Source organism: Stenotrophomonas tumulicola (assembly GCF_014117215.1).
GTDB classification, from domain to species: domain Bacteria; phylum Pseudomonadota; class Gammaproteobacteria; order Xanthomonadales; family Xanthomonadaceae; genus Stenotrophomonas; species Stenotrophomonas tumulicola.
The window spans coordinates 196,307-216,764 of the sequence record NZ_JACGXS010000003.1; the positions used below are offsets into that span (position 1 = coordinate 196,307).

17 protein-coding genes are annotated in these 20,458 nt (G+C 65.9%); 4 read left to right on the top strand and 13 right to left on the bottom strand.

What is annotated here, in order from left to right; genetic code table 11:
* Window positions 1-163: 163 nt before the first annotated feature.
* The gene (locus H4O11_RS08755) at window positions 164-1,630 is read right to left on the bottom strand and encodes an alanine/glycine:cation symporter family protein (protein ID WP_182339037.1); all 1,467 of its coding nucleotides are present in this window, start codon (window positions 1,628-1,630) and stop codon (window positions 164-166) included.
* Between the two features lie 124 nt (window positions 1,631-1,754).
* Window positions 1,755-2,174 (bottom strand): hypothetical protein, encoded by a 420-nt coding sequence (locus H4O11_RS08760; RefSeq protein WP_220466661.1) that lies wholly within the window; start codon window positions 2,172-2,174, stop codon window positions 1,755-1,757.
* Between H4O11_RS08760 and H4O11_RS08765 the strand changes: the two genes are divergently transcribed.
* Entirely contained in the window at window positions 2,173-3,414 is a 1,242-nt protein-coding gene (locus H4O11_RS08765) for a YcaO-like family protein (protein WP_220466662.1), read from the top strand. The two genes, H4O11_RS08760 and H4O11_RS08765, sit on opposite strands and share 2 nt — an antisense overlap.
* A gap of 13 nt (window positions 3,415-3,427) precedes the next feature.
* A complete protein-coding gene (locus H4O11_RS08770) occupies window positions 3,428-3,571 on the top strand; it encodes a hypothetical protein (RefSeq protein WP_182339040.1) in 144 nt (47 codons plus the stop codon).
* Between the two features lie 227 nt (window positions 3,572-3,798).
* On the opposite strand, the gene H4O11_RS08775 is transcribed toward H4O11_RS08770, so the two are convergent.
* From H4O11_RS08775 to H4O11_RS08810, 8 genes are all read right to left on the bottom strand, one after another.
* Window positions 3,799-4,626, bottom strand: coding sequence for a TrmH family RNA methyltransferase (locus tag H4O11_RS08775; RefSeq protein WP_182339041.1), 828 nt, complete (start codon window positions 4,624-4,626; stop codon window positions 3,799-3,801).
* Window positions 4,627-6,132, bottom strand: a complete 1,506-nt coding sequence (locus H4O11_RS08780; protein WP_182339042.1) for an amino acid carrier protein — start codon at window positions 6,130-6,132, stop codon at window positions 4,627-4,629.
* A 165-nt stretch (window positions 6,133-6,297) separates the two neighbouring features.
* Window positions 6,298-6,843, bottom strand: a complete 546-nt coding sequence (locus tag H4O11_RS08785) for a GNAT family N-acetyltransferase (RefSeq protein WP_182339043.1) — start codon at window positions 6,841-6,843, stop codon at window positions 6,298-6,300.
* Window positions 6,836-9,961: an efflux RND transporter permease subunit gene (locus tag H4O11_RS08790; RefSeq protein WP_182339044.1), complete on the bottom strand. Its 3,126-nt coding sequence runs from the start codon at window positions 9,959-9,961 to the stop codon at window positions 6,836-6,838. Before H4O11_RS08790 ends, H4O11_RS08785 begins: the two co-directional genes overlap by 8 nt.
* On the bottom strand, window positions 9,961-11,100 hold the full coding sequence (locus H4O11_RS08795; protein ID WP_182339045.1) for an efflux RND transporter periplasmic adaptor subunit: 1,140 nt from the start codon (window positions 11,098-11,100) through the stop codon (window positions 9,961-9,963). The genes H4O11_RS08790 and H4O11_RS08795 overlap by 1 nt, the downstream gene beginning before the upstream one ends.
* Window positions 11,101-11,311: 211 nt before the next feature.
* Window positions 11,312-13,384, bottom strand: coding sequence for a TonB-dependent copper receptor (locus H4O11_RS08800; protein WP_182339046.1), 2,073 nt, complete (start codon window positions 13,382-13,384; stop codon window positions 11,312-11,314).
* Between the two features lie 68 nt (window positions 13,385-13,452).
* Window positions 13,453-13,881: a DUF2946 family protein gene (locus tag H4O11_RS08805; protein ID WP_182339047.1), complete on the bottom strand. Its 429-nt coding sequence runs from the start codon at window positions 13,879-13,881 to the stop codon at window positions 13,453-13,455.
* Between the two features lie 95 nt (window positions 13,882-13,976).
* Complete coding sequence (locus H4O11_RS08810) at window positions 13,977-14,960, bottom strand: LysR family transcriptional regulator (RefSeq protein ID WP_182339048.1); 984 nt, start codon at window positions 14,958-14,960, stop codon at window positions 13,977-13,979.
* Window positions 14,961-15,165: 205 nt separating this feature from the next.
* Here H4O11_RS08810 and cysK point away from each other — a divergent pair, with 205 nt between their 5' ends.
* Window positions 15,166-16,125, top strand: coding sequence for a cysteine synthase A (cysK, locus tag H4O11_RS08815; protein ID WP_182339049.1), 960 nt, complete (start codon window positions 15,166-15,168; stop codon window positions 16,123-16,125).
* A 206-nt stretch (window positions 16,126-16,331) separates the two neighbouring features.
* On the top strand, window positions 16,332-16,928 hold the full coding sequence (locus tag H4O11_RS08820) for an O-acetyl-ADP-ribose deacetylase (RefSeq protein ID WP_182339050.1): 597 nt from the start codon (window positions 16,332-16,334) through the stop codon (window positions 16,926-16,928).
* Between the two features lie 58 nt (window positions 16,929-16,986).
* Here H4O11_RS08820 and H4O11_RS08825 read toward each other — a convergent pair whose 3' ends face one another.
* From H4O11_RS08825 to H4O11_RS08835, 3 genes are all read right to left on the bottom strand, one after another.
* The gene (locus H4O11_RS08825; protein WP_182339051.1) at window positions 16,987-17,991 is read right to left on the bottom strand and encodes a class I fructose-bisphosphate aldolase; all 1,005 of its coding nucleotides are present in this window, start codon (window positions 17,989-17,991) and stop codon (window positions 16,987-16,989) included.
* Window positions 17,992-18,134: 143 nt separating this feature from the next.
* Window positions 18,135-19,601 carry a pyruvate kinase gene (gene pyk, locus H4O11_RS08830; protein ID WP_182339052.1) on the bottom strand — a complete coding sequence of 489 codons (1,467 nt, stop codon included), beginning with the start codon at window positions 19,599-19,601 and terminating at the stop codon, window positions 18,135-18,137.
* A 169-nt stretch (window positions 19,602-19,770) separates the two neighbouring features.
* Entirely contained in the window at window positions 19,771-20,415 is a 645-nt protein-coding gene (locus H4O11_RS08835) for an HAD hydrolase-like protein (protein WP_425506028.1), read from the bottom strand.
* Window positions 20,416-20,458 lie beyond the last annotated feature (43 nt).

Sequence of the window (20,458 nt, forward strand, 5' to 3'; positions counted from 1 at the left end):
GCCATGCCCCGCTGCGCGTTGCGTGGGTGACGGGCATGGCCCGTCACTACCCGGCGCGAAGCCAAAGCCACCATTCCGCCGAGCGAATGATCCAGGTGCATGACCTGGTAGAGCGGGGCCATGCCCCGCTGCGCGTTGCGTGGGTGACGGGCATGGCCCGTCACTACCCGGCGCGGGGCCGGGCTGGCCACAATCCTGCGTTGCGGATGCCCATCGCAGCGGGGTCGAAGTCCGCGGCGACGCCCGCATTGCGGCTCTTTTCATAATCGCGCAGCGCCGCCAGGGCGGGCTTCTGCAGCAACAGGATGGCGATGATGTTCAACCAGCTCATCACGCCCACGCCGATGTCGCCCAACGACCAGGCGATCGTCGCACTGTGCAGTGCCGAATAGGCCACCAGCGACAGGAACAGCACCTGGAACATCCGGACGACCCACGGCGCCGGCTTGTTGCGGCACAGGTAGCTGATGTTGGTGTCGCCCATGTAGTACAACGCCAGGATGGTGGTGAAGGCAAACGGCAGGATGGCCAGCGCCACGAATGATCTGCCGAACCCCGGCAGTGCTGACTCCACCGCGTGCTGCACGAAGCGCGGGCCTGCTTCCACGCCCGGCAGGTTGGCGACGATCATCCGTGCATCGTCGGGGATCCCGCTCACCGACGGGTCGTAGACGTTGTACAGGCCGGTGGAAAGGATCAGGAAGGCAGTGGCGCTGCACACCACCATGGTGTCGATATAGACCGAAAACGCCTGCACCAGCCCCTGCTTGACCGGGTGTGATACTTCCGCCGCCGCCGCCGGGTGCGCGCCGCTGCCCATGCCCGCTTCGTTGGACAGCACCCCGCGGCGCACGCCCCACTGGATGGCCACGCCGATCATCGCGCCGAAGGCGGCATCCATGCCGAAGGCACTGCGCACGACAAGGCTGATCACGGCAGGAATCCGTTCGTAGCTGATCAACATGACCACCAGCGCCACCAGCAGGTAGGCGATGGCCATCAACGGCACGATCCACTGGGTCACCGCTGCAATCCGACGCACGCCACCGAAGATGATCAATGCCAGCAGCGTGACCACGACCGTCGCCGAGACCTCGGCCGGAACCTGCCAGGCCTCGTCCAGGGCTCCGGCGATGGCGTTGGATTGCGTGCCGGCCAGCATCGCGGCGGCGGCGACGGTGCTCAGCGCGAACACCCAGGCGTACCAGCGCTGCCCCAGGCCCTTCTCCATGTAATAGGCCGGGCCACCGCGATACTGGCCATTGGCGTCGCGCTCCTTGTAGATCTGTGCCAGCGTGGATTCCACGAAGGCACTGGACGCGCCGAAGAACGCCACGACCCACATCCACAGGATGGCGCCAGGGCCGCCAAAGGCGATGGCCATCGCCACGCCGGCGATATTGCCCACGCCGACGCGGCTGGACAGGGAAATGTTCAATGCCTGGAACGGTGACAGCCCAGACTCCGAGCTGCGGTGCTTGAACATCAGGCGAAGCATTTCCGGCAGCGCGCGAAGCTGGATGAAGCGCGTGCGGATGCTGAAGTACAACCCTGCCAGCAGGCACAGGGCGACCAGGTAAGGACTCCAGACGATCGCCAGGATCGTGCTGATGACCGATTCGATACTCATTGCTCTGCTCCATCAGGCGGGTGCAGCTCACACTGCCCAGCCCCGTTCGCGCCAACAATGAGGAAAAAACGAAACGTCCTCCTGGCTTCGTCGCCATGGTTTCCCTGCACGGATGACGCTTCTTTCAATCGGCGGCGCGTGTGTGGTCGGAATCCGCATCAGCACTACATGAAATCTTCTGTGGGATTTTTCTGACTTGACCGCCTCTTTTGTGGGCCTTCGGGAAAGCCATCGACGCGATGTGTTCGTTGACGTCGTCGACATTCGCCAACACGCGGTGAACCATCCGTCCGTGGGCTCCCTGCGACACCACTTCGCCGCCAGCATCGTCCTTGCCAGCCGCAGCCGAGCTGCCTGCCTGGCAACGGACCGACACCACGCGACCGCACCGGAAGCGGGCGGAACCGTTCAATGCAGCGCTGAAGCATCTACAGGAGCACCTAACGATGAATGCACGCCCCTTGCCGATGACATCGTCGCCGATTGCAGACGTAGCCTCGCTGGAATGCGAGATTCCGTATGCTGCGGCGATCACCGCGGGCATGAGCCTTATCCGGGCCATGCAACTGGAAGTCGAAGACGTCCCGCTCGCCGAGCGGGGCATCCACCTGCACCTGACCCGCCTGGCGACCGCTTCACGCATCGGCCATGACATCGAAACCTGTGGCATGGGCAAAACCTCACCGCAGGCCATCCGATCCGGCCTGTACCCGGCCATCGCACATCTGCTGCATGCCGATTACGCCCACTGCCTGGAGACCGTCAGCCTGCCGGTTGCCGACTACCTGAAGATGCCGGAAGTGAACCAGGCATTTCCCGACCTGATGCCGGTCATGGCCGAACAGACCCGGCGTACGCTGGCCACCATCGAATTCAAGCAGCTTTCGGGCAGCCGCGCATTGAGTGTCCCGTTGGCCCTGGTCAATCCTGCCTACCTGCAGGATGTCGAAAACGGCAATGCACCCGACAAGATCAAGGATGATTTCGATTACAGCGTGCTGCGCAAATACAGCAGCAACGTCGGCATCGCTGCCGGTGCGACACGGGACGAGGCGCTGTTGCAGGGAATGCTGGCGATACAGGAGCAGATTGCCGCTGGCAGGTTTGCCGTACAGGGCATCGCGCTACGCCAGCAACGTTACCTGCGCCAGGTTGATGTCGCCACGCTGCCCCCGCAGATCGCGCAGTTGCGGGAGATCGTGACGACGCGCTGCAGCCAGTTCGTGCACCTGTTCGACATCGCGGGCAGCGGTTCGATACCGACTTACCTGGCCTGTGTCGAAGGGGCCATGGAAGGCGAGTGGAAGGTGGCTGCCGGCGCAGGATTCACCCCCGAGCATGCGGCCACCCGCGCCCTGCGCAACCTGCTGCAGTTCCACGAACTGTGCGAATGGAAACGCAACGAACATGGCGAAGACATGCAGGAAGCGAACCGCCTGCGCCAGCAGGACCTGCTCACCGAACACCAGGGCCAGTACCGCCACTTTGCGCTGCAGAACCTGCAGCAGATCCTGCGCGACGGAGCAGTGGACACCGTTCCTTTCGCCATCAGCAGCGTCGGGATACCGGAAACACTGGCCGGCCGCATCGAGCAGTTGCAGGCACACTTCAAGCAGCGTGGGCTGACGCTCTGGTTTGCGCAGTACCAGAAGCCGGGCATCAAGAAGGAGGTTACCTGCGTGCAGGTGCTGCTGGCTCCGTTCGATGCCAGTTTCCTGCTGCTGCAGGGCGTGCCCGTGGGCATCTCCGTGGCGTCGCTTGAAGACGCCGCCAACGAAGAATAAGAGGACCAGGCCGATGAATAACAAAGTTGTCGCCGTACAGGTCACGCCGCTGAGGCTTGCGCGCTGGAAGGCACCCTACCGGTATACGCAAAGCGAGATCGTTTCACTGGATCGCTTTGCCCGCATCGCCCGGAGCACCAGCACGCCCAAGCGTTGAGGAACCACAGGCCATCCCGCCCGTGGGATAGGCCTGCCTCGCAAAAGAAAGCACCCGGTCGCAACCACGACCGGGCTGCCGCAATCGACCCATCCCACGCGGTGGGTCTCATGCACCTGGCATATCGGCCAACACCACCGCCTGCGTTGAGGCACAACGCGGTGGCATGACGTTACTCTGCGCCGGGCGGATCAGCCCGGCCATCGGGAAAACCCGCTACTGGCCTGTCAACTGTTCCGCGCACGCGCCCATTGCGCCAACAGCACGGCCGTAGCCGACGCGACATTCAGGCTTTCCACCGCGCCAGTTCCAGGGATCGACACCTGCTGCTCGCACTGCGGCGCCAGCGTGCGGTCCATGCCTTCGGCTTCAGCCCCCATCACGTAGACCAGCCGTTCCGGCAGCGTGGCAGCAAAGACATTCTCGCCACCATCCACCAGCGTAGCGGCCAGCCTGAAGCCGGCCTGGCGCAATTGCGCCATCGCCTGCGCCACGTCCGGCAAGCGCACCAACGGCACCGCTTCGGCACCGCCTTCGGCCACCCGTGCTGCGGCACCCGAAATTCCCAGGGTGCTGTCTTCGGGCAGCAGCAGGCCAGCCACGCCGAAATGCGCCGCCGAGCGGAGGATCGCGCCCAGGTTGTGCGGGTTGCCGACGCCATCCAGCCACAGCGCCAGTACCGGCCCCTCGGGCAGCTGCTGCAGCCATTGCACCAGCGGCATCACCGGCTCGCGCTGCACGTCGGCCACCACCCCTTCGTGGTGGGTGGTGCCTGACAGCTTGTTGAGGTCGCCGTCCTCCACTACCCGGTAGCCCACGCGGTTGGCCACGCACCACTTCAGCAGCGGCTGCATGCGTGGGATCTGCGCCTCCAGCAGGTACAGCTTGCGCAGTGCCTGCGGACGCTGGTTGAACGCAGCCAGCACGGCGTTGACGCCGAACAGGCGCAGCTCATCGCCATTGTTGCGGCCGGCCGTCGGGGCATCCGCGCGGGGTAGCGGGGTGGCACGCGGCGGGCGGGCGGAGGGGCGCCGCGAGTTCCAGGGATTGTTCACTTAAACGGTTTCCTGCTTCTTCTGCCAGAAATCGGCATTCTTGATGCCCAGGGCAACGGGGTCGAAGGTCGGGTCCAGGCCGAGCTTCTTCTGGCGTTCGTAATCGCGCAGCGCCAGCATCGCCGGCTTCTGCACGATCAGGATCGCAACGATGTTCAACCACGCCATCAAGCCCACCCCGATGTCACCCAGCGCCCAAGCGATCTGCGCGTTGTGGGCGGCACCGAAGATGACCATGCCCAGGATGCCCAGGCGCAGCACCAGCACGGTCATCGGCCGCTTGGCGTTGTGGTTGAGGTAGCTGAGATTGGTTTCGGCCATGTAGTAATAGGCCATGATGGTGGTGAAGGCGAAGAAGAAGATCGCGATCGCCACGAAGCCTGCACCCCAGCCCGGTATCGCACTTTCCACGGCAGCCTGCGCATAGCCCGCGCCTTCGGCGATGCCGGCCAGGCCCATGAATACCGGCTCGGCCCCTTCCACCGGCGAGTACACGTTGTAGGTGCCCGCAGCCAGGATCAGGAACGCGGTGGCGGTGCACACCATCATGGTGTCGAAGTAGACGGCAAAGGCCTGTACGTAGCCCTGCTTGGCCGGGTGCGAGACTTCCGAGGCAGCTGCCGCATGAGGGCCGGTACCCTGGCCGGCTTCGTTGGCATAGATGCCACGCTTGACGCCCCACTCCACCGCCAGGCCCATCATCGCGCCGAACGCTGCATGGGTACCGAAAGCACTGTTGAAGATGATGCCGAACATCTCGGGCACCCGGTCGGCGTTGATGATCATGATCACGATCGCCATGATGATGAAGCCGGCAGCCATGAACGGCACCACGATCTCGGCAAACGTGGCGATACGCTTGACGCCACCGAAGATCACCACGCCCAGCAGCAGGGCCACCACGATGCCGATGCCCAGCTTCAGCGCCTCCACCGATGCCATGCCGAAAGCCTGGCCATCGAGCGGCCCGCACAACGCGGTGCCGCGGCAGGAATTGATGATGCTGTCGGCGATCGCATTGGCCTGCACGCCCGGCATCAGGAAGCCGGCGGCAATGATCGTGGCCAGTGCGAAGGCCATCGCGTACCACTTCAGGCCCATCGCCTTTTCGATGTAGTACGCCGGGCCACCACGGTAACGGCCTTCGGCATCCTTGGTCTTGTAGATCTGCGCCAGGGTGCACTCGATGTACGAGGTGGATGCGCCCAGGAAGCCCATCACCCACATCCAGAAGATCGCACCGGGGCCACCGAAAGCGATGGCGGTGGCGACACCGGCAATGTTGCCGATGCCCATGCGTCCGGCCATCGACATGGCCAGCGCCTGGAACGAGGACACGCCGGCTTCGGACTTTTCGCCTGCAACGGTCAGGCGACACATCTCGACGAAGCCACGGATCTGCATGAAGCGGGTGCGGATGCTGAAGAACAGTCCGGCACCCAGGCACATCACGATCAGTGCCTTGCTCCAGATGATGCTGTTGATGAAATGTACGGTTGCTTCCACGCGCTCTCTCCAGTCGGCGGAAAATCAAGGACGTCCCGTCGGCTGAAGGGAACCGCTCCGATTCTCGCTGATACCGGGCGCCGGCGGTAGGGCCGCATCATGCTGGATCTGGCGGTCAGCCCGCCTTGCAGGGGCACGAACAGGTACCGGCCCCGCACCGGCGGATCAATCCGGCAGGCTCGTCCGCACCCGCGCGTAGCGCAGCAGGTCGTGCAGCTGGCCGCGCTTGTAGACCGCACAGCGCTCCACGCCCTCCTGCACGAACCCATTCTTTTCCAGCACCCGCGCCGAACCCAGGTTGAAATCGGCAACGGTGGCCTGCACCCGGTACAGCCGCAGGTGGTCCATCACCCAGGGTACGAACACGCCCGCAACACGGGTCATGTGACCATTGCCCCAATGGGCCCGCCCCAGCCAATAGCCCAGCTCGGCCCCATGGGCCCGCTCGGCCGTGCCCTGCTGGGCACCGATGCTGCCGCAGGCGTGGCCGTCGATCTCGATGGCCAGGTTCAGCGTGCCCGGTGCCAGCACCCTGCCGGCGAGGAATGCCTCGCCGTCTGCACGCCCATAGGGGAACGGGAACCGGTCGCGCAGGCCGCGCGACACCTGTTCATCATTGGCATGCAGCAACAGGTCGTCCAGGTCCCCGTCACGCCAAGGGCGGAGCAGGAACCCGTTGCCCTGCAGGCATGGGCCGCCGCCATCAGGCATGACCGCCCACCGACGGGGTGTCCTTCTCCTGCTTCTCCAGCTCGCGCGCCACCGCTTCGGGCGAACGCGTGAACGGCGCAAGGCGGGCATAGAACGCCGGCACCACGAACAGCGACAGGAAGGTCGACAGGGTGACGCCGAAGATGATCACCACGCCGATGGTGCCACGGCTGGCCGAACCCGGGCCGCCGGCCACCACCAGTGGAATGGCACCCACCACGGTGGCGATGGAGGTCATCAGGATCGGCCGCAGGCGTACCCGCGCCGATTCGATGATCGCCTCGCGCACGCTACGGCCTTCGTCGCGGAGCTGGTTGGCGAACTCGACGATCAGGATGCCATTCTTCGCCGCCAGGCCGACCAGCATCACGATGCCGATCTGGCTGAACAGGTTCACCGTTCCGCCGCTCACCCACAGCCCGACCAGCGCGCCCAGTACCCCCAGCGGCACGGTCAGCATGATCGTCAGCGGGTGGATGAAGCTTTCGAACTGCGCAGCCAGCACCAGGTACACCACCAGCAGCGCCATCGCGAAGGTCAGCAGTACGGCACTGCCCGAGCTCTGGTACTCGCGCGATTCGCCCTTCCAGTTGATCTGTGCATGTTGCGGCAGCTCTTCGCGGGCCACTTCCTGCGCCCACGCGATGGCCTCGCCCAGCGGGTAGCCGGGTGCAAGGCCGGCACTGATGGTGATCGAGCGCAGGCGGTTGAAGCGGTTCAGCGTGCCGGCCTCGGCGACCTCGCTCAGCGTGACCAGGTTCGACAGCGGCACCAGTTCGCCAGAGCTGGAACGTACCCGGATCGCCGCCAGGTCGGCAGGACTGGCGCGCCCGTCGCGGCCAGCCTGCACCAGCACGTCGTATTCCTCGCCGTTGTCGACGAAGGTGGTGACGCGACGCGACCCCATCATCGTTTCCAGCGCCGAACCGATTTCGGTGACCGACACGCCCAGGTCCGCCGCACGCTGGCGATCGATGTTCACCCGCATCTGCGGGCGGGTTTCCTTGTAGTCCGAATCAGCCCCGACCAGGCCCGGATTGTCGGCCATGCGCAACAACAAGCGGTCGCGCCATTGGGCGATCTCCGCATACTCGGGGCCACCCAGCACGATCTGGAACGGCTGCCCGCCACTGCGTACCAGCCCGCCGCCCACCTGGGTACGCACGCGCACCCCGCTGATGGTGTCCAGCTCCTGCTGCAGCTCATTGGCCACGTCAGGCGTGGCCTCGCTGCGCTGGCGCCACGGCTGCAGGAAGACACTGATGCGACCGGTGTGCATTTCCTCGCTGGAACCCCAGCCACCGGGGATGCGCGGGTTGGCGCGGATGATCGATCTGTCATCGCCGACATGGCGCGCGACGATCGCTTCCACCTGCTGCACCTGGCCGACCGTGTAATCGAAACCGGCACCTTCCGGCCCGTCGATCATGATCTGGAACGAACCGCGATCCTCGGCCGGGGCCAGTTCGGAAGGCAGGTACCTGATCAGCAGCCAGCTCGCCACCAGCGCTGCCGCCATCACCAGCAGGTAGATCCAGGTGCGGTCGACATGCCGCTCCAGCACGTGGCCATAGCCGTTGGCGAGCTTCTCCAGGTTACGGTTGATCAGGCCATACAGGCCGCGCGGTGCGCGCCCGGTATGTGGCTTGAGCAGCTTGGAGGCCATCATCGGGGTCAGGGTGAGGGCGACGAAGGCCGACAATGCCACCGCCGCGGCCAGCGCCACCGCCAGTTCCCGGAACAACCGCCCGGTATTGCCCTCCAGGAAACCGACCGGCAGGAACACCGCCACCAGCACGGCCGTGGTGGCGATCACCGCGAACGCCACCTGCGCGGTGCCGCGCTTGGACGCCACCAGCGGCGGCTCGCCCAGGTCGATGCGACGCTGCACGTTCTCCACCACCACGATGGCATCATCCACCACCAGGCCGATGCACAGCACCAGGGCCAGCAGGGTCAGCAGGTTGATCGAGAAATCGAAGGCATACAGGGCGATGAACGCCGCCACCAGGCATACCGGCACCGTCACGGCGGGAATCAACGCAGCACGGAAACTGCCCAGGAACAGCCAGATCACCACCAGCACCAGCAGCATCGCTTCCACCAGCGTGGCATACACCCGGTCCACCGCTGCTTCGATGAAAGTGGTGTTGTCGAAGCCGACGAATATCCGCGTGCCTTCGGGCAGCGACTGTGCGACGCGCTCGGCTTCGGCACGTGCAGCACGCGCCACGTCCAGCGAGTTGGCCGTGGAGGTCTTCACGATGCCCAGGCCGATGCCGGGCTCGCTGTTGCTGCGGTAGTAAGCGCGCCGTTCAGCCGAGGCCAGCTCGATCTTCGCCACGTCGCCCAGGCGCACCACGTAACCGTCATTGCCCTTGCCCAGCGGAATGGTGGCGAAGTCTTCCGGCTTTACGTAGTTGCGCTCGACGCGCAGGGTGAAATCGCGGTCGGCCGATTCGATGCGCCCGGCCGGCAGCTCCACGTTCTCGTTGCGCAGCGCGGTTTCCACGTCGCCGGTGGTCAGCCCGCGTGCCGCCAGCTGGTCGCGTTCCAGCCAGACCCGCATCGCATAGCGCTGGCGGCCGCCGATCCGCACCTGCGCCACGCCATCCAGGCTGGAAAAGCGGTCGACCACGTAGCGGTCGGCGTAGTCGCTCAGCTCCAGCGTGTCCATGGTCGAGGACACCATGTTGAACCAGATGATCGGGTCGGCATCGCTTTCGACCTTTGCGATTTCCGGCGGGCGCGCTTCCTCTGGCATGCGGTCGGCAACACGGCTGACCGCATCGCGCACGTCATTGGCAGCTGCCTCGATGTCGCGATTGGAGGTGAACTCGATGCTGACCTGCGAACGCCCGTTGGAGCTGCGCGCGTTGATGGTGTCGATGCCTTCAATGCCGGCAAGCGCGTCTTCGAGCACCTGGGTGATGCGGCTTTCGATGACCGCCGCCGACGCGCCGGTGTAATCGACCGATACCGAAACGATCGGCGGGTCGATGGCCGGCAACTCACGCAGCGTCAACCGGGTGAACGACATCACGCCCAGGACGATGAGCAGCAGGCTCATCACCACGGCGAATACCGGCCGCTGGATGGAGACGTTCGAAAGTTTCATCAGCCGCGACCTGCGTCAGGAAGGGCCGCCGCCGGTGCCGCCGGAGGTTCCGGCACGGCCGGCGGTGGTGGCAGTTTTTCCGGTTCCGGCGCTTCCACCGGCGCAACGGGGCGCGCGTCTACCTTCAGCCCGGGGCGCAGCTTGCCGGTGCCGTCGACGACGATGCGTTCACCGGCCTTGATGCCCTGCTTCAGCTCCACCACGCCGGCACGCCGTGCGCCGGACACCACGTCCACGCGCTCCACCGTGCTGTCCGCCTTGAGGCGGTAGACGAACGTATCGCGGCCGACCTGCACGACGGCGATCTCCGGCACCACCAGCGCCTGGCGGGATGGACGGAAGATCCGTACTTCCAGCAGCATGCCCGGACGCAGCGCATGGTCGCCATTGGCGAAATCAGCGCGCACGGTCACCGCGCGCGTGGCCGGATCGATGCGCGCATCAACGGTGGTGACCTCACCCTCGAACGTACGGCCCGGCCAGGCCACGCTGGTGGCTTCGACCTTGTTGCCGTTGGCCAGCGATGCCAGTTCGGCCTCGGGGACCTGGAAGTCCACGTGCATGCGTTCGATGTCGTCCAGCGTGGCGATGGGCGTGGTGGGCGTGACCAGCGACCCCGGGCTGACCTGGCGGATACCCAGTACGCCGGAGAACGGCGCGCGCACGTTGCGGTCGCCTATCTCCGACTGCATCTCGGCCACACGGGCCTCGGCCGTATCGCGGATGGCCTTCTGCGTATCCAGCGTGGAGCTGGCGACCAGTTGCTGCTGCGCCAGTTCGCGTTGGCGACGGTACAACTGGTCGGCTTCGGCGAACGTGGCCTGGGCCTGGGTGAGCGCGGCCTGCTGGGCAAGCCCACGCAGGGTCACCAGCGGCGCACCGGCACGCACCTGCTGGCCACTGTCGAAGTGCACCTGCTCGATGATTTCGCTGACCTTGGCGGTGATGGTGACCGACTCACGCGCCTTGGCCGTACCCAGCGCCTGCAACGTATCGCTCCACGCGGACGGCTCGACGACCTGCGCGGTGACCGGTACATCGGCGCCCTGGCCACGCGCGGCCTCCGGTTCAGCCTTGCACCCAGCCAGGAGAAACAGGGCCAGTCCTGCGACCGTGCCCGCTGCGATACGTCCCAACATGTAAGATCCCGCCTTCTGCATGACCGGCGAGTGTAGGGCCGCTGATGCGAAGGCCGTATGTGCCAAGCGTTTACCACCGCAGGACAAGCCTGCGGTGGTAGCCGGAACCCTTTCCGTGCAAGGGATTGCGCGGCGGTATCGCCATGTGTCGACATGTGTCGGCGTGGACCGCGGCGCAGGATGCGTCGCGCCGGCGCCCGGCCGCGCAGGCTCAGTACCGGTAATTCACCTTCATCCACACCGTCCGGCCCGGCTCGTTGATGCGTACCGGGTCGGCAGGGAAGCCGAAATCGGCGCTGCCCGCCAGGTTCAGGTGTTCGCTGTAGGTGCGGTCAAACAGGTTGTCCACGCCCAGGCTGGCCTGCAGCAACGGCGTGAAACGATACGCCGCGTTCAGTGCCAGCGTGGCAAAGCCCGCACTGGGCCCCAGGTCCTGGGCCACCACGTTGCCCTGCCCTGCGGCCACGCGGTGCTGGTGGGTAACCGCGCGCAGCAGCGCCCCGGCACTCCAGCGTTCGCCTTGCCAGTCCGCGCTGATGCGGGCTTCCAACGGCGGCATCTGCGGCAACGGGCGGTCATCGGCACGGTTTTCGCCCCAGGCGTAGGCCAGCGTCCCACCCAGCGCCCACTGGTCATCCAGTTGCAGTTGCAGCCCTGCTTCGGCGCCGGCGATGCGCGCATCCACGTTGGTCGCCTGGCTGCTGCTGCCCATCATGCCGCCGCTGCGGTAGGTAAACAGGATGTAGTCGTCGATACGGCCGGCATAGGCGGACACCCAGGCCTTCACCCACGCGGTGCGGTACTGCAGGCCGAGATCCAGCTGGGTGGTGCGCTCGGGCTGGATCCCGGCGAAGGCATTGACCGAACCGACCGGCCCCACGTCCGGGGAGAACAGTTCCCAGTAATCCGGCATGCGCTCGCTGTGGCCCAGTCCCGCATAGACCTCCAGGCCATCGCGCAGGTCCCGCTCCCAGCGCAGGAAACCACTGCCCAGCCATTCGCGCCGCTGCGCGCCGAAGGTCGGGTTGGGCATCGCCATCATGCCGCCGCTTTGTCGGCGATGATCATCGGCCTGTGCACGGTCCAGCCGCAGGCCACCGATCCAGCGCTGCCTGGTATCCACGCCCACGGTAAGTTCGCTGAAGACGCCCTGGCGACGGAACTGTGCGTCGCTGGTCTTCGGCAGTTGCTGGTAGGTGCCCCGCCCCATCGCACTGCGCCCGCGGTGACGCGAATCATCAGCATCCACGCCGGCCACCAGGCCCACGCCCTGCCATTGCCATTCACTGCTGATGCGGCCGCCACGGGTGCGTCGGTCGACATTGGATGCCATCGGCATCGGCATGCTGCTGGAAGGGTTGGGCGTGCGCAGCGTGTAGTTGTCCATCACGTGGTCGGCCTCGTTGTAATACACGTTGGCCTGCAACGTGTCCCATGCGCCGGGCAGGTTGTGCTTTTCGAAGCGTGCGGCGTAGCTGGTGCGTTCGAACGCGGCACCGTCCATGCCGCGCCCTGCATACCGTGCGATGGCATCACCGGCCCCCGCCGATACCTCCAGCAGCGTATCGGCGTCCGGGGTCCAGCCCACGGCCACGTCGCCATTCCATTTGCGCCACTTCGATGGCACGACCTGCCCGTCACCGTCCTTGTAATCGTCGGCTTCGGAGCGGTTGCCACTGGCACGCACGTAGAAGTCGGGCGTGCCGGCGGTGAGGTCCAGCACTTGGTCATTGCGGTTGCGTGAACCGACCAGCACGCTGCCTCCGGCACGCACGCCGGGCGCGTCGAAACGCGGCGTATCGCGTTCGAAGCGCACCGTACCGGCCGATGCACCTGCCCCCCAGCGGACGCTTTGCGGCCCCTTGATGATGGTCAAGCGGTCATAGGTTTCCGGCGCGATGTAGGAAAGGGGGTTGTCCATCCGTGACGGGCAGGCACCGATCAGGTTGCCATCGTTGCTGAGGATGTTCAGGCGCGAGCCGAACATGCCGCGCAACACCGGGTCGCCGTTGGTGCCGCCATTACGGACGGTGGAAAAGCCGGGAACGGTCTTCAGGTAATCGGCACCGTCGCTGGCTGGCACCGGCTGCCGCGGAAGACGCGGATCGGTCACCCAAAGCAATGGCGAGACGGGGGCGCTGGCGGTGACCACCAGCGGATCCAGGGTGATGGCGGGGTCGCCATGCTGGTGTTCGTCGGCCTGGGCAGCCAGGCTGGCCATGGCCAGTGCAAGGCATGCCGACAGGCGCGGCTGTGCGCCCGCCATGCGGGAACGGGTCATCATGGGTGAATCTCCAAAGTACGCGTGCGCGCACGCCGCCGTCGCAGGCGTCGCGCGCTTGGATAGTGGAATCAGCGGACTTCGAAACGCTTCGGAGGACCACGCACGGCATGGGCCGGCCAACGTCGTGCGACCAGTCGCAGTGGCGACGGTGCGCCAGCGGGAACCACACGCCAGTGCAGTGCGGGCACCAGCACCAGGGCGGCGGCCAGCCACGGCAGCAGCCGCGCCGACAGCACGCAGTATTCGCAGGCCTCGCCATGCAGGGCATGCGGGTCGGCGGGGACCTTCGGCGTACTGTCCGGCGCAGGTGCCGGCGTGGCATGGCCTGCATGCGCGTGGTGCGCGTGCTGTGCATCAGGCCGCTCCATGGCATGGCCTGCATGGCCTGCGGCAGGCTGCGCGGCATGCGCCGCGTGCGCGCCCTGATCCTGCAGTACCCGGCTTGCCAGGGGCGCAAGCAGCATCAGCAGCGTCGCCAGCAGGGCGAGCCGGATCATGGAACGATGCAGGCGCAGGGAGCGGATCACCGGCCCAGTGTAGGAGCAGGTGCCGGGTTTGCCCGTGCGACGTACCGTCGCAGGGCCACGCAGGCTCAGGAGGTGATGGTCTGGGTCAATGATTCCCACGTGGGCGGCAACGGCCATGCCGCCGCCTGGTTGCCTTCCAGCACGCGGCGCAGGTCGCGCGGATCAATCTGCGGGGCCAGCACGTGCACCAGTTCCAGCGCGTAATCACGCAGCACGCGGTCACGCGGCAACACCGCCCAGGCGATGCACTCGGCGATCGGCTCCGGTGCCACCCAGGCGCGCAGGTCATGGTCGGCGGCGCTGACCGCCATCTCCGCCAGCAGGCCTACGCCTACCCCGCTGCGCACGTAGGTCTTGATCAGATCGGCGTCCAGCGCGGTCAGTGCGATATCCGGCGTCAGCCCCGAACCGGCGAACGCCCGCTGCAATGACGAACCGGCACGGGTGGACGATTCATAGCTGACCAGCGGCTGGGTGGACAGCGCAGCCAGGTCCGGTGCACGCCCGGCACGGTCAAGCGGATGCCCCTTGGGCACCAGCACCAGGCGCCGCCACCGGTACAGCGGCACGGCGATCCCCGCCGTGGGCTCGCTCCCTGCGGTACTGATGATCGCGATGTCCGCATCCCCCTGGCTGAGCAGGTCCAGCGCATCGCTTTCAGCAGCCTGCTGCAGGTGCACGCTGACCTGCGGGTAGGCCTGCTTGATCCGCGCCACCGCTGGCGGCAGCACGAACCGCGCCTGGGTGTGGGTGGTGGTCAGCACCAGTTGCCCCTGGCTTTCGCGGCGCTGGTTGGCCGCATAGGTGCGGATGTTGTTGGCCTCGGCCAGCACCCCGCGTGCACGGCTGATGACCTCCACGCCCGCCGGGGTCACCGATTCCAGGCTGCGGCCGCGGCGCACGAACAACAGGAATCCAAGCTCGTCCTCCAGCTGCTTGAGCTGCTTGGACAGGCCGGGCTGGGTGGCGTGCACGCGCGAGGCAGCCAGAGTGATGTTCAACTCGGCGTCGGCGATCGCCACCAGGTAGCGGAGCTGGGTCAGCGTCATGTCGGACCGGGGCTGGACGGGGAAGGGGCATTCCACTCTAGGTCAAATACCGTCACCAGCTTATAACCAAACGTTGTTTAAGAAAGGTATCTGGTCATTTCCTGCTGTCATATGGCAGCGCTACGGTCAGCCGGTCAGGGCGGATGGCCGCGACCACCGCCTTCCTTTCCTCCGCGTCCCGCGCGGCATAGCCCCGGAGTGCCCCATGGCCCTGTACGACTCCATCCTCGACACCATCGGCAATACCCCCATCGTCAAGCTGCAGCGGCTGGCGCCCGAGCACGTCACCCTTTATGCCAAGGTGGAATCGTTCAACCCAGGTGGCTCGGTCAAGGACCGGCTGGCGCTGGCGATCATCCTCGATGCCGAACAGCGCGGCCTGCTCAAGCCTGGCGACACCATCGTCGAGGCTACCTCGGGCAATACCGGCGTGGCGCTGGCGATGGTGGCCGCTGCGCGTGGCTACAAGTTCGTCGCCACCATGGTGGAAACCTTCTCGGTGGAGCGCCGCAAGCTGATGCGCGCCTACGGCGCAAAGGTGATCCTGACACCCGCGGCCGAGCGCGGCAGCGGCATGGTGCGCAAGGCGGCGGAACTGGCTGAACAGCATGGCTGGTTCCTGGCCAGCCAGTTCACCAACCCGGCCAATCCGGCCTATCACCGCAACACCACGGCGGCGGAGATCCTGCGTGATTTCGCCGGCAAGCGGCTGGATTATTTCGTCAGCGGCTGGGGCACAGGCGGCACCCTGACCGGGGTCGGCGAAGTGCTGAAGCTGGCCCGCCCGGAGACCCGCGTCATTGCCACCGAGCCGGCCGGCGCGGCCCTGCTGAAGGGCAATGACTGGAAGCCGCACAAGATCCAGGGCTGGACCCCGGACTTCGTGCCGGACGTGCTCAACCGCGATGTCGTGGATGAACTGCTTGGCGTGGAAGATGACCGCGCGATCGCTACCGCGCACCGCCTGGCAGCAGAAGAAGGAATATTCGTCGGCATCTCCGCTGGCGCCACCGTAGCCAGCGCGCTGGACGTTGCCAGCCGTGCCGCGCCCGGATCGGTGATCCTGGCGATGCTGCCCGACACAGGGGAGCGCTACTTCTCCACGCCATTGTTCGCAGAAGTGAACGAAGGCTCCGACGACGACTGGCTGGCCGGCATCCCGTGAGCGCCAGCCAAGGGTCAGGTCCCTTTCCCGGCAAGGGGACCTGAGCCCCGGCAAGGGCACGCCTACCGGGCCACGGCGGGAGCCGCCGCCCTTGCATTCGCATCCTGTGAGACGGTCATGACGCAGCATGCATGCCCCACCGATTAGGGTGGCGCATGCAACGCACCGCGTTGTGGCGTTTGAACCGTCAGCCAGGAGCAGAACGCATGAAGATCGAAGTTTGGCAGGGGGATATCACCACCCTGGCGGTGGATGCGATCGTGAATGCGGCCAATGAAACCCTGCTGGGCGGGGGGGGCGTGGATGGCGCGATCCATCGCGCGGCTGGCCCGGAACTGCGGGACGCCTGCGAACGACTGGCGCTGGTGCGTCCGGGTGTTCGTTGCCCGACCGGCGAAGTACTCGCCACGGAAGCGTTCGCCCTGCCGGCGCGCCATGTGTTCCATACGGTCGGTCCGGTGTGGCACGACGGCCATCGTGACGAGCCCGCCCTGCTGGCCAACTGCTACTGGAAATCACTGCAGCTGGCCGAAAAACTCGAGGTGCGCTCGATCGCCTTTCCTGCCATCAGCTGCGGGGTCTACGGCTATCCGCTGTACCAAGCCGCGCAGATTGCCGCCACCGAAACGATCGCCTGGCAGCGTGGTCATCGCGAACCGCGCCGGATCATCCTGGTGGCTTACAACAGCGCCACCTTCAAGGCCTACCAGCAGGCCCTGCTGGCGGCAGGCCAGCCGGTGGAGGAAGCCTGCCCTGCCGAGCGCTCCGCGCAGGACATGCGGATCGCTACCGCACTGGAATGATGCAGAAAAAACGCCGGCACTGGGCCGGCGTCCGTTTTCCTTCAGCAGACGGCAACGATCAGCCGTTCCACTTGCCCAGCGCGGCCAGGCCGTTTTCCTTGGCACGCTCGTACACGGTCTTCTGTGCAGCGGCATGGTTGGCCTTCATGTCCTTGGCCCACAGCTTCAGCGCGGCCTGCTGCATCGCACGGCCATAGGAGAAGCTCAGCGGCCACGGCAGCTGGCCCAGCTGGTTCATCGCATTGAGGTGCTCGGTGGACTGCTCGTCGCTCTGCCCGCCGGACAGGAACACCACGCCCGGCAGGATCGCCGGCACGGTGCTCTTCAGGCACATCACGGTGGACTCGGCCACTTCCTCGGCGTCGGCCTGCTCATCGCAGCCCTTGCCGGAGATGACCATCGAGGCCTTCAGGATGGTGCCTTCCAGCAGCACGTTCTGCTGGTACAGCGCATCGAACAGAGAACGCAGGGTGGCTTCGGTGACTTCGTAGCAGGTCTCGATGTCGTGGTCGCCGTCCATGATCACTTCCGGCTCGACCATCGGCACCAGACCGCATTCCTGGCACAGCGCGGCATAACGGGCCAGCGCGTGGGCATTGGATTCGATGCAGGTGCCCGACGGAATGCTCTCGCCGATGTTGATGACCGCACGCCACTTGGCGAAGCGCGCACCCAGCTTGTAGTACTCCTGCAGGCGCTCGCGCAGGCCGTCCAGGCCTTCGGTGACCAGTTCACCCGGGCAGCCGGCCAGCGGATGTGCACCCTTGTCGACCTTGATGCCCGGGATCATGCCGTTGTCGGCCATGTACTTGGCAAACGGCACGCCATCCTTGGTCGACTGGCGGATGGTCTCGTCGAACAGGATCGCGCCGGAAATATGCTCGTTGAGCTTCGGCGTGGTCAGCAGCAGTTCGCGGTAGGCGCGACGATTCTCCTCGGTGTTTTCGATGCCAACGCTGGCGAAGCGCTTGGCGATGGTACCGGTGGATTCGTCGATCGCGATGATGCCCTTGCCCGGGGCGACCATGGCCTGGGCGGTTTCAGCCAGCTGTTCGATGCTCATGTACTTCCTGTGGCGGGTGCGGGAAAACCGGGATTATAGCCCGCGCACCGTGTTACCTCGACGTGGAGGTCGATTGGAAACGATTCCAACAGGCGGCCCCGGTAGAGCGGGCCATGGGCCCGCTCTACCGGGGCATCCGCTGCTTACAGCTCGCCCAGGCCGCTGGCGCTGCCGTTGGCGCCCACTTCCAGCAGGCGCAGCGTGTTGGTGGCGCCATGGGTTTCCATGTGCTCGCCGCTGGTGAACACCACGCGGTCGCCGGCCTCCAGCAACCCCACTTCGGCCAGCAGGCGGATGCTGCCACGCGCCGCCTCGCGCGGGGTCAGGCCGCGGCTGTCGAAGTTGATCGGAAACACATCGCGCATCAACGCCATCTGCCGGCGCGCCCCATCGTGGCGGGTCACCGCGAAAACCGGTGCCGATGCGCGGAAACGCGACAGATAGCGCGCGGTGCCGCCGGACTCGGTCATCGCAACGATGGCGCGCACGCCGACGTGCTGTGACAGGAACATGGTCGCCATGGCGATGGCCTGGTCGGCACGCTCCAGGTTGCGCGGCGAGGTACCGAAGTCGGTCTCGGTCTGGAACTGGCGCTCGGCCCCCAGGCAGATGCGCGCCATCGCTTCGACGGCCTTCACCGGGTAGGCACCGGCGGCGGTCTCGGCCGACAGCATCACCGCGTCGGTGCCATCGATGACCGAATTGGCCACGTCCAGCACTTCGGCACGGGTCGGGATCGGGCTTTCAACCATCGACTGCAGCATCTGGGTGGCGGTGATCACCACCTTGTTCTGCGCCAGCGACGCCTTGATGATCTTCTTCTGCAGGCCGGGCAGTTCGGCATCGCCGATTTCCACGCCCAGGTCGCCACGGGCCACCATCACCACGTCGCTGGCATCGACGATTTCTTCCAGGTTCTCGATGGCTTCGGTGCGCTCGATCTTGGAGACCAGCGCGGCGTAGCAACCGTGCGATTCGGCGATCTCGCGCGCATCGTTCATGTCCTGTGCGTTGCGGCAGAACGACACGGCGATGAAGTCCACGCCGATCTTGGCAACGATGCCGATCAGCTCCTTGTCGCGCTCGGTCAGCGCGCCCAGCGACAAGCCCCCGCCCTGCTTGTTCAGGCCCTTGCGGTCGGACAGCACGCCGTCGTTGAGCACGGTGTTGATGATGCGCTCGCCCTGCACTTCCACCACCTGCAGCTGCATCAGCCCATCATCGAGCAGCAGCACATCGCCCGGACCCACGTCCTGCGGCAGGCCCAGGTAGCTCACGCCCACCTGGGACGTATCGCCGGGCGGAACGTCGGGGGCCGCGACGAGGTCGAAGCGGTCGCCGGCCTTGAGCTGGATCTTGCCTTCGGCGAAGCGCTCGATGCGGATCTTCGGACCAGGCAGATCGGCCAGGATGCCTACTTCCACGCCCACGCGCGCCGCTGCCGCACGGACTTCGGCAGCACGTTTGGCCTGCCCCGACGGATCGCCGTGGCTGAAGTTCAGGCGCACCACGTTGACACCGGCGCGCAGCAGCTCCTCCAGGACGCCCGGCGGGTCGGTGGCCGGACCTAGGGTGGCAAGGATCTTGGTGCGACGCTGACGTTCGAACATGGTGGATGGGCTCCCGTTAAAGAAGGGAAACTAGCACATCCTTCACACCCCATGTACACGGTTACAGCCTTGCGCCGCCTTGTTCTTGCCGTTGTCTGCAGGACATCGGCGACAAAAAAGGGGACGGAGGTAATTAAGTCGCCTTAATTACCTCCGTCCCCTTTTTTTGTCATATCAGGGCCAGCAGGTCCGTGGGGCGCTCGGCCAGTGCTCCGGCGCCGGCCTGGCGCAGCTCTTCGGCACCGCCAAAGCCCCACAGCACGCCGATGTTGCGCAGGCCGTGGTGGCGCGCACCCTCGATGTCCATCCGGCGGTCGCCGATCATCCAGCATTGCGCAAGCCGCAACGACAGCCGCGACAGCGCCTCGGCCACCAGTTGCGGCTTGCTGCTGCGCGAACCGTCCGGGGTTGCACCGATGACGTCATCGAAGCAATCGCCGAACGGCAGGTGTTCGACGATCCGCCGTGCATGGGGTTCGTTCTTCGCCGTGACCACTGCCAGGCGGTGGCCACGCGCCTTCAGCGTGCGCACGGTGTCTTCGATATCGTCGAAGACGTCGTGCTCGCGCCAACCGTCGGTATCGAATCGTTCCCGGTAGAACTCCACCGCCTGCTCAACCTTATCGGCGTCGTTGAACACCGGGCCGAAGCTCGTCCGCAGCGAAGGACCGATCCAGCTGCGCAGCGCCTCCAGTGGAGGCGCCACCTGTTGCATCCGCTCAAAGGCGTGCGTGATGCAGCGGGTGATGCCCACGGCAGAATCGATCAGCGTGCCGTCAAGGTCGAAGAACAGCACGTCATGGGCAGTGGACAGGCCTGCAATGCTGGACGAAGAAGCCGCCGGGCATGGCTCGGCG

Coding starts and splice junctions, on each gene's coding strand:
- H4O11_RS08755 (WP_182339037.1), bottom strand. CDS start 1,630: ATGAGTATCGAATCGGTCATCAGCACGATCCTGGCGATCGTCTGGAGT.
- H4O11_RS08765 (WP_220466662.1), top strand. CDS start 2,173: ATGAGCCTTATCCGGGCCATGCAACTGGAAGTCGAAGACGTCCCGCTC.
- H4O11_RS08760 (WP_220466661.1), bottom strand. CDS start 2,174: ATGCCCGCGGTGATCGCCGCAGCATACGGAATCTCGCATTCCAGCGAG.
- H4O11_RS08770 (WP_182339040.1), top strand. CDS start 3,428: ATGAATAACAAAGTTGTCGCCGTACAGGTCACGCCGCTGAGGCTTGCG.
- H4O11_RS08785 (WP_182339043.1), bottom strand. CDS start 6,843: ATGCCTGATGGCGGCGGCCCATGCCTGCAGGGCAACGGGTTCCTGCTC.
- H4O11_RS08790 (WP_182339044.1), bottom strand. CDS start 9,961: ATGAAACTTTCGAACGTCTCCATCCAGCGGCCGGTATTCGCCGTGGTG.
- H4O11_RS08795 (WP_182339045.1), bottom strand. CDS start 11,100: ATGTTGGGACGTATCGCAGCGGGCACGGTCGCAGGACTGGCCCTGTTT.
- H4O11_RS08800 (WP_182339046.1), bottom strand. CDS start 13,384: ATGATGACCCGTTCCCGCATGGCGGGCGCACAGCCGCGCCTGTCGGCA.
- H4O11_RS08805 (WP_182339047.1), bottom strand. CDS start 13,881: ATGATCCGGCTCGCCCTGCTGGCGACGCTGCTGATGCTGCTTGCGCCC.
- H4O11_RS08810 (WP_182339048.1), bottom strand. CDS start 14,960: ATGACGCTGACCCAGCTCCGCTACCTGGTGGCGATCGCCGACGCCGAG.
- cysK (WP_182339049.1), top strand. CDS start 15,166: ATGGCCCTGTACGACTCCATCCTCGACACCATCGGCAATACCCCCATC.
- H4O11_RS08820 (WP_182339050.1), top strand. CDS start 16,332: ATGAAGATCGAAGTTTGGCAGGGGGATATCACCACCCTGGCGGTGGAT.
- H4O11_RS08825 (WP_182339051.1), bottom strand. CDS start 17,991: ATGAGCATCGAACAGCTGGCTGAAACCGCCCAGGCCATGGTCGCCCCG.
- pyk (WP_182339052.1), bottom strand. CDS start 19,601: ATGTTCGAACGTCAGCGTCGCACCAAGATCCTTGCCACCCTAGGTCCG.